Consider the following 8,772-nt stretch of genomic DNA (forward strand, 5'->3'; position numbering starts at 1 on the left):
TGTGGGGTGAACGCGATCGCCATACTCCGTCATTGCAAGCGCCTTGTCCGCCATCGCGCGAAGAGCGACGGCGGAAGCAAAGCAATCCAGAATCTTTCGGCGGAGGAAGTCTGGATTGCTTCGTCGCATCAGCGCAAAATTGCTGCGCAATTTTGTCGCGAGCTCCTCGCAATGACGGTGTGGAGGCAGCCGCGCACTACTCGATGATCGGCACATGCCGCGCCGCATCGCGCGGCGCGGTGCCGTCGAGCCGTGGATCGTCGGCGATCTCGATCTGGCGGCGGAACGGGCGGAAGCCGGAGCGCTGATAGAACGCGACGGCGGAGGGATGGTCGAAGGTGCAGGTGTGCACCCAGACGCGGTGCAGCTCGCGCGACCAGGCGAGCTCCAGCGCGCGGTTCATCAGGAAGAGGGCGGCGCCGGTGCCGATCAAGCTAGAGGTGACGCCGAAATAGACCAGCTCGCACTGGCCGGCCTCGCGGAAATCCAGCTCCAGCAGGCCTTCGTCGCGGCCATCCGCGACCAGGGCATAGACCTCGACGCCCGGTGCGTGGATGATTGCGGCGAGCTTGGTATCGTTCATGCCGGCGCGCGAGAACCACAGCCACTCCTCGCCGACACGGCGATGGAGGTCGCGATACCAATCGAGCGGGGGCGCATCGACCTTGCGCAGGGTCCAGCTGCCTGGCGGATCGTCGCGGCGCGCGGGAGGTGCGGTCATCTCGAGATGCGTGACGACGGCGGCGATCTTGCCGGCGGGGACGTCGGAATAGCCGTCGGGGATGATCATGGGGCCTCTCAGAAAGACATGGCGAACAGCTCGCTTGCGGCCCGTCCTTCGAGACGCCCGCCTACGGCGGGCCCTCAGGATGAGGTCGCGTTTCGCGGCGAGATCTTAGACCCTCATGGTGAGGAGCCCGCCTAAGCGGGCGTCTCGAACCATGCAGGCCGCGCTCTTCCGGCACTCACAAGCCAACAAGTCGCTCACCTCGGCATCAACGAGATCGCTTCCGCGGTCGCGGCTTCGACGGCCGAACGGCTGTACAGCAGCGGAACATATTGGCCGGCGGCCCAGAGCGGGGCGAGGTCGCGATAGTGGGCGTTGAACGGATCGCCGGATTGTCCGGGCGTGTTGATGGTGCGGCTCGCATCCCAATTGCCGACGTCGAGCACCATGCGGAACGAGGCCCCGGCGAACAGCTGGTAATCGGCGCGGCGATAGGTGGCCGCGCGCGGCACATTGGCGGCGCCGCCATAGGCCAGCGGGCCGACCGAGAGCTGCGCGGCGGTCGCCTTGTCGGCAAGCGGCATCAAGGCATGGTCGAATTTTGCGACGTGCAGCCGGCCCCAGCGCCAGGTCGATGAATCGGGCCCGAGCTTGCTCGTGACATCGGCCACCGCGGAACCAATGCTGTCGCGCAGGACCTGGTCGCGCGCGGCAGCGGGATCGGAACCGAGCGACGCATCCGGGGATTCCAGATAGGCGACGAGCGCCGAAATACTCGACGCCTCCGGCGCGATCAGGTCGGCGGCCTTGGGCGCCGTCGTCTTGAGCAGCCTTGGGCCGAGATGATTGGCGATCCAGACCTCGAACACGGCGGCCGTCGCGCTGTCGGCGGCATCGCGCGCGTCCCATGGCTTGAGCAGCTCGAGACCCTTCTTCACATTGGCATCGTCGGAGGTGAGCGGCTGCAACAGCTTGACGAGGCGCCGCCCCAGCATCGCGGTGTCGTCGTTCTGCAAATCCATGGCGTCGGCGAGCGTCACCTTGCTGTTGGCCGCGAGCACCTCGGTGATGCGTTGCCAGCGCGCGCTGTCGGACCATTCGAAGCCGACCTTGCGCTCGGCTATCGGGTAGTCGACCGGCAGGTTCATCTGGTTGGCAGTGGCGAGAAAGCCTTGCTTCGGCTGATAGGCCTTCGGCAATTCGTCGAGCGAGAGAAAGCCCTGCCACTCGTAGCGGCCGTCGCCCGGCACCGGCATCAGGCCGTCAAAGTTGCTGCGGCGCGGCGTCTTGCCGGCCGCAACCCAGCCGATATTGCCGCGCGTGTCGGCATAGACCTGGTTCTCCGACGGCGCGCCCCAGCGCCGCATCGCAGCGAGGAAGCCGTTCCAGTCCTTCGCGGTCATGTAGTCGGAGGAGCCGAAATAGGCGGAGGTGCCGGGCTCGAACCAGATCGAGCGCACGGCAAAGGCGCGCTTGTTCGCATCGTCGACGAAGATGACGGGACCGTGCCGGGTGAACTTCAGCTCGAGGTCGCGATCGGCCTCGCCTTTGACCTGCTCGGCCTCGTGGACGATGCGCATGTCTTCCCAGCCATTGCCGTAGCGGTACTGGTTGGGGTTTTGCGGATTGAGCTCGTAGACGTAGAGGTCTTCCTGGTCGACGTTGAAAATCGTAAGGCCGAAGGCAATGGTGCCGTTATGGCCAATCGAGATGCCGGGCAGCGCCGGCTCGCCGGCGCCGATCACCGAGAGGCCCGGCGCATTGAGGCCGACGATGTAGCGCAGCGAAGGCACGCTGTGCTCCCGATGCGGATCGTTGGCGAGGATCGGGCGCCCGGTCGCGGTGCGCGAGGCCGCAATCACCCAGTTGTTGGAGCCGATGGTGTCGCGCTGCTGGTCGGCCTCGGTGAGGTATTTATCAGGATCGTGCGTGAGTGCGGCCTGCTTGTCCTTCGGTGCCGCGAAGGCCACGGGGCGCGTCGCGAGATCGTAGGCCGCGAGCACGGCCTTGGGCACAGTGCAGGGGTCGAGTCCGTCAGGGACTTTCGTCGTCCATGCCGGCTCGAGCTTGACGCGGAAGCGATCGGCATCGAGGCCGGCCGCGCAGGCGACCAGGGAGCGTTTGACCTCGGAGGCGACATTGCGCGTCAGGCCGTGGCTGCGGACGCGGACGACGTCATCCGCCGTCCACGGATCAGGCATGGTGCCGGCGATCCTGAACTCGATCGGCAGCGCACGTTTTCCCGCGCGCACGTCGGCGACATAGGCGTTCACGCCGGCGACGAACGCGTCCGCGTAGGTCTTCGCCTTGGGACCGTAGGCCGCCCATTCCGCGTTCATGTCGCCGCGATAGAGGAAAAGCCGCAGCGCCTTGTCCTGCTCGGCATAGGCCGGGCCGAAATCCTTTGCGAGCAGGCCGAGCCCGCGTTTGCGCCAGAGATCGATCTGCCAGAGCCGGTCGCGCGCGGCGTTGAAGCCTTGCAGGAAGAACAGGTCGTGCTCGTTGCCGGCATAGATGTGGGGAATGCCCCAGACATCAATCAGGATCTGGGCGGGGGCATTGAGACCGGCGACGTCGGTCTTGAGCTGCCGCGCGCTTCCGAGCGGGTTCGCCTTCTCGCGCGCCATTGCGGTCGAGGTGAGCAGCGCGGCGCAGATCACTGCGCCACAGAGCTTCTGGATGACCCGGTTGAAATCCGTGTTCATTATCGTTCCTTCCGTTGCTGTTCTTTTGCGCGCCTTCTGGTGGGGCTACGAAATCCGCCTAACCTTCCCCCTCGTCGCTCGCCAGCACGCCCTTCACAGCGCGCGCCCAACCCGCGAGCTTCCGCTCGCGCGTCGCTTCGCTCATGTTCGGCTTGAAGCGGTGCTCGAGGCGCCAATTGTCGGCGAATTTGGTCGGCTCGGGATAGACGCCGGCCTGGAGGCCGGCGAGATAGGCGGCGCCCAGCGCCGTGGTCTCCTGGATCACGGGGCGGTCGACCGGCGCGTCGAGGAGATCGGCGAGGCGCTGCATGGTCCAATCGGACGCGGTCATGCCGCCGTCGACGCGGAGCACGACGCTGGCCGTCTCCGAGCTCGGCCAGTCGGACCGCATCGCGGCCCAGAGGTCGAAGGTCTGGTAGCAGACGCTTTCAAGCGCGGCGTGGGCGAGCTCGGCAGGCCCGGTGTTGCGGGTGAGGCCGAACAGCGCGCCGCGCACGCGCGGGTTCCAGTAGGGCGCGCCCATGCCGACGAAGGCCGGGACGAGATAGACGCTCTGCATGGAGTCCGACTGATCGGCAAGAGGTCCGGTCTCGGCGGCGTGCTTGATGATGCCGAGGCCGTCGCGGAGCCACTGCACCGCGCTGCCGGCAACGAAGATCGAGCCTTCGAGCGCGTAGGTGCGTTTTCCCGCGAGCTGATAGGCGACGGTGGTGAGCAGCTTGTTCTTGGACACCACGGGCGTGGTGCCGGTGTTGAGCAGCGCGAAGCAGCCGGTGCCGTAGGTGGACTTCATCATGCCCGGGCGGAAGCAGGCCTGGCCGATGGTCGCGGCCTGCTGGTCGCCGGCGATGCCGGAGATCGCGATCGCGCCGCCGAACAGGTCGGGCACGCTCTCGCCGAAGCGGGCGGAGGAATCCTTCACCTCGGGCAGCATCGAACGCGGCACGCCGATGATCTCGAGCAGCTCGTCGTCCCATTGGCCGGTGTGGATGTTGAACAGCAGCGTGCGCGAGGCGTTGGTGGCGTCGGTGGCGTGCACCTTGCCGCCGGTGAGGCGCCAGAGCAGGTAGCAGTCGACGGTGCCGAACATCAGCTCGCCGCGCGCGGCACGCGCCCGCGCGCCGGGGACGTGGTCGAGGATCCAGGCGACCTTGGTGCCGGAGAAATAGGGATCGATGATCAGGCCGGTCTTCTGCGAGATCACCGGCTCGCGGCCGTCGGCTTTCAGCTTGGCGCAGATGTCGGCGGTGCGGCGGTCCTGCCAGACGATGGCGCGGTGCACGGCCTGCCCGGTGGCGCGGTCCCACACCACGGTGGTCTCGCGCTGGTTGGTAATGCCGATCGCGGCGATGTCCTTTGCGGTGATGCCGGCCTGCTCGATTGCGTCGCGGCAGACCATCACGGTCGAGGTCCAGATGTCCTCCGGCTCGTGCTCGACCCAGCCCGAGGCCGGAAAATGCTGCGGAAACTCCTGTTGCGCGCGCGCGGCAATCGAGATGTCGCTGCGGAAGACGATGGCGCGCGAGGAGGTGGTGCCCTGGTCGATGGCGAGAACGAAAGACATGGTAGCTACCTTGGCGTTTTCTTGGCGTTTCCCTGGAGGCGGTCAGTGTGTCGGGCCAAAAGGAGCGGATTAGGGCGGGAAGGTCAAGGCCGCCACACCCGCCGAGGCGGTTGACGGTGCACCGCCCGGGCGGGCCGGGAGGCTAGGACGGCGGGAGCGAAGATGATACATGCCGGGCCGGGTAAATCGGGGCGACATGACATTCACTTCCCTTCAGTTTGGCCTCTTCGTCGCGATCGTGTTCGGCGCCTATTATCTGCCGCCTTTGCGCCGCTTCCAGGTCCAGCTGCTGGTGCTTGCGAGCCTGGTGTTCTATGGCTCGGGCCAGCCAGCGCTGCTGCCGCTGCTGCTCCTCGCCGTGCTCGGGACCCATCTCTGCCTGGTGCTGGCCTTCGACAATCGCGCGATCTGGATGCCGGCTGGAATCGTCTTCAACCTCGCGCTGCTGGCGTTCTTCAAATACAAATTCCTGCTCGTCGATGCGTCCACGGCTTACCCGATCGGCTTCGCGCCGCTGGATTTCCTGTTGCGGCTGCCGCTGCCGATCGGCATCTCCTTCTTCGTGTTCCACAACATCAGCCTTCTGGCCGACCTCACGCGCGAGAAGCGGCCGCCGCCGCTGCGGGACGTCTTCCTCTACATCATCTTCTTCCCGCAGCTGGTGTCGGGACCGATCACGCGCGCGGGCCAATTCATGCCGCAGATCGTCCCCAAACAGCTCGCCGACGTCGATTTCGCGGAAGCCGCCAAATGGATCCTGACTGGCTTCTTCTTCAAGCTCTACGTCGCCAACAATCTCAACGAGATGACGTCCTACATGGACTATCCGCTCTATGAGACGGTGGCCACGCAGGACCGCTGGCTGCTCGTGTTCCTGTACAGCTACCAGATCTATGCCGACTTCTTCGGCTATTCGGCGATCGCGCTCGGCCTCGGGCTGCTGTTCGGCTATCGCCTGCCGGTCAACTTCGACCTGCCCTACATCTCGGCTTCGTTCTCCGAGTTCTGGACGCGCTGGCATATCTCGTTGTCCAGCTGGCTCAGGACCTATCTCTACATCCCGCTCGGCGGCAACAGGAAGGGACCGGCCAGAACCTGCCTCAATCTGATGATCGTGATGACGCTTGGCGGCCTCTGGCACGGCGCGAGCCTGAGCTACGCATTGTGGGGCATGCTGCACGGCCTCCTGCTTGTCGTCGAGCGGCCGTTTCTGAAGGTGCTGGGCGAAGCCGGCCCTGTCGTGCGCGTCGTCCGCATGGGCGTCGTCTTCTTCTGCGTGACGATGCTCTGGATCTTCTTCAAGCTGCCGAACTTCGATCACGCGCTCGGCTACCTTGCAGGCATGTTCACGCCGACGGATAATCCCAATCCGACAAAACTGTTTCGCAACATGGCTCTGCTCTACGCCCTTCCCGTTCTCATCCAGCACCTCGGCCTCGGCGCGCTCGCCAGTGGCAGGTTGCGGCGATGGGAGCCGTATCTCTATGGCGCGCTCGCGGCGTTGGCCTATCTCGAGGCGGGGCCAGAGGCCGCCTTCATCTATTTCCAGTTCTGATGATGACCCAGATATCCGGACTTCCATGGTTGATCAGATGTGCGGCGGCAGCCGTGGCGCTGCTGCTGGTCTGCGGTCTTGCCACGGCGCGGTTCGGCTCGGCGCTCCAGCAGCCGTCCGTCACGACCCGCGACGGCAGCCTCATCACCCTCAACCGCTATCTGAGAGAGCCGGTGCCGGACATCGTGCTGGTCGGCAGCTCGGTCGCCTGGCGGCTCAAGGAGGAATATTTCTCGCTTCCCCGTTTCCGCAATCTCGCGCTGGCCGGAGGCTCGCCGGTCACCGTCCTCGAAATCCTCGCGAAACAGCCGAGTTTGCCGAAGATCATACTGATCGAGACGAACATCCTGTCGCGCGAGCCCGACAGCGAGCTGATCGGACAATTCTCCGGTCGCGCGCGCGCGGAAGCGCCGTTCCTGCGTCCCGTGCGCGCGGCGGTTGCGGCCCACGAGACGTGGAATCACGCGCCGCCCAATGCCGCACAGGCTCGCGCCGAACAGGATCGCCTGCTCAAGGAGCCGCCGAGCACGTTCGACAACAAGGTCTATCTCGACCTGGCGCTGCGACAGATGAATGAAGGGGAGCCGACACGGCCGGTGCGCGCCAATGTCGCGCGCGTCAACGAGCTGATCGACGACGTCGAGCGGCGTGGATCCCGTGCCTTCCTGATCGAGATTCCGTTCGAGGCTGGAATCGAGGACTCCCGCCTCGTCACCATGAGCAAGACGATCGTCCACGCAGCTTTTCCGGATCAGTCGTCGTGGCTACCGATCAATCCGCCGCGGGGCGAATTGCGCTGGGCCGACGGTGTGCATCTCGACGAGCGATCGGCTCTGATCGTCGTGCGCGCCATCGAAAGCGCGCTCGCTGAGCGCGACGGCGCACGCCGGGACAAGTGACGGCTACACCGCCGCGGTGGTGACGCCGCCGTCGATGACGATGGTCTGGCCGGTCATGAAGCTCGACGCATCGGAGGCGAGGTAGGCTACTGCGCCGGCGATCTCGTCGGGCTCGCCGATGCGGCGCAGCGGCGTGGTGGCGGTGCGGCGCTTCAGCATGGCTTCGTCTTCCCACAGCGCGCGGGCGAAGTCGGTCTTGACGAGGCCGGGCGCGATGCAGTTGACGCGCACGCCCTTCGGGCCCCATTCGCCGGCGAGCGAGCGACACAGCGCGAAGTCGGCGGCCTTCGAGATGCCGTAGGCACCGATCACGGTGGAGCCGCGCAAGCCGCCGATCGAGGAGATGATGATCACCGAGCCGTTGCCCCGTTCGGCCATCTGCGGGATCGCGAGCGCGGAGAGCCAGATGTTGCTCTTGACGTTGGAGCCCATGATCTTGTCGAAGGCCTCGTCGGTGATGTCGAGCAGCGGACCGTAGTAGGGATTGACGGCTGCGTTGCAGACGAGGATGTCGATCTTGCCGTAATGCTTCGTCGCGCCCGCGATCAGCGCCTCGACCTCGGGCTTGCGCGCGATGTTGCATGGGATGACGATGGCGTCACCGCCGGCCGCATTGATGCCCTCGGCGACCTCCTTGCAGGCCTCCGCCTTGCGCGAGGAGACCACGACCTTGGCGCCTAACTTCGCCAGCAGCTCGGCCGAGGAACGGCCGATGCCGCGGCTCGAGCCGGTGACAATTGCGACCTTTCCGGTGAGATCGAACGGGGTGTTTTTCATTGTTGATGGCCTCCCAGACTCCGCTTGTCCATTTGTCATCGCCCGGCGAAGCCTCTTGGCGAAGCCGGGGCCGGGCGACATGACAGCGGTGAGTGTGGCCGGCCTCGCGCAATCCGTCGAGAGGCAGAAGTGCCGCCGGCGGAGGCTTCGTCTGGCGGCTCAGTTCTGGTCGTCGCCGAGCGCTGCGACCAGCTTGTCGTAATACTTGCCGACCAGATCGATGTTGCCCTTGTTCTCGATGGCGGGGGACGGGGTCTTCAGCGCCTCGTTGAGCTCGTCGAGGGCCTCCTTCTTGTCCTTGGCCGGCATCTTCTTGTCGGCCTGGAGCTGCGCGATCTGCGCCTTGATGACGGCTTCGGTGCCGACATATTTCTTGGTCGCGGGATCGAAGCCGCCGAGCACCAGGCTGATGTTGTCGACGACGTTGTTGTAGTCGTCATAGCTCGCAAAGCCGTTCTTCTTGGCGACGCCGTCGAGCTGGGCGATCACCTTCTGGTCGGGCGCGGCGTTCTCCGGAAGCTTTTCCGTGATCACATCCATGTCCT

The 8,772-nt window shown here is 65.5% G+C and carries 7 protein-coding genes (1 of these 7 running past the window's edge); 2 read left to right on the top strand and 5 right to left on the bottom strand.

From position 1 onward, the window contains the following. Positions 1-196: 196 nt before the first annotated feature. The 3 genes from A3M7_RS0112610 to glpK all read right to left on the bottom strand — a co-directional run bounded on the left by A3M7_RS0112610 (position 197) and on the right by glpK (position 4,996). Positions 197-790, bottom strand: coding sequence for an N-acetyltransferase (locus A3M7_RS0112610; protein WP_027544283.1), 594 nt, complete (start codon positions 788-790; stop codon positions 197-199). Between the two features lie 194 nt (positions 791-984). Beyond that, positions 985-3,432: a penicillin acylase family protein gene (locus A3M7_RS0112615; protein WP_027544284.1), complete on the bottom strand. Its 2,448-nt coding sequence runs from the start codon at positions 3,430-3,432 to the stop codon at positions 985-987. A 58-nt stretch (positions 3,433-3,490) separates the two neighbouring features. Continuing rightward, positions 3,491-4,996 (bottom strand): glycerol kinase GlpK, encoded by a 1,506-nt coding sequence (glpK, locus tag A3M7_RS0112620; protein ID WP_027544285.1) that lies wholly within the window; start codon positions 4,994-4,996, stop codon positions 3,491-3,493. A 196-nt stretch (positions 4,997-5,192) separates the two neighbouring features. Between glpK and A3M7_RS0112625 the strand changes: the two genes are divergently transcribed. Further along, positions 5,193-6,551 carry an MBOAT family protein gene (locus A3M7_RS0112625; protein WP_027544286.1) on the top strand — a complete coding sequence of 453 codons (1,359 nt, stop codon included), beginning with the start codon at positions 5,193-5,195 and terminating at the stop codon, positions 6,549-6,551. 29 nt (positions 6,552-6,580) lie between these two features. Continuing rightward, on the top strand, positions 6,581-7,450 hold the full coding sequence (locus tag A3M7_RS0112630; protein ID WP_156936857.1) for a hypothetical protein: 870 nt from the start codon (positions 6,581-6,583) through the stop codon (positions 7,448-7,450). 3 nt (positions 7,451-7,453) lie between these two features. Here the strand turns inward: A3M7_RS0112630 and A3M7_RS0112635 are convergent, their stop codons facing one another. After that, positions 7,454-8,227, bottom strand: a complete 774-nt coding sequence (locus A3M7_RS0112635) for an SDR family NAD(P)-dependent oxidoreductase (RefSeq protein ID WP_027544288.1) — start codon at positions 8,225-8,227, stop codon at positions 7,454-7,456. Positions 8,228-8,386: 159 nt separating this feature from the next. Beyond that, positions 8,387-8,772, bottom strand: partial view of a hypothetical protein gene (locus A3M7_RS0112640; protein WP_027544289.1) — the 3' portion only. It continues 211 nt past the right edge of the window; only the last 386 of its 597 coding nucleotides appear in the window; its start codon lies beyond the right edge, outside the window; the stop codon is at positions 8,387-8,389.

Source organism: Bradyrhizobium sp. WSM2254, from assembly GCF_000472645.1.
In the GTDB taxonomy this organism is placed as follows: Bacteria; Pseudomonadota; Alphaproteobacteria; order Rhizobiales; family Xanthobacteraceae; genus Bradyrhizobium; species Bradyrhizobium niftali.

Bases quoted from the DNA above. Each gene is read 5' to 3' on its own strand.
- A3M7_RS0112610 (WP_027544283.1), bottom strand. From the start codon at position 790: ATGATCATCCCCGACGGCTATTCCGACGTCCCCGCCGGCAAGATCGCC.
- A3M7_RS0112625 (WP_027544286.1), top strand. From the start codon at position 5,193: ATGACATTCACTTCCCTTCAGTTTGGCCTCTTCGTCGCGATCGTGTTC.
- A3M7_RS0112615 (WP_027544284.1), bottom strand. From the start codon at position 3,432: ATGAACACGGATTTCAACCGGGTCATCCAGAAGCTCTGTGGCGCAGTG.
- glpK (WP_027544285.1), bottom strand. From the start codon at position 4,996: ATGTCTTTCGTTCTCGCCATCGACCAGGGCACCACCTCCTCGCGCGCC.
- A3M7_RS0112635 (WP_027544288.1), bottom strand. From the start codon at position 8,227: ATGAAAAACACCCCGTTCGATCTCACCGGAAAGGTCGCAATTGTCACC.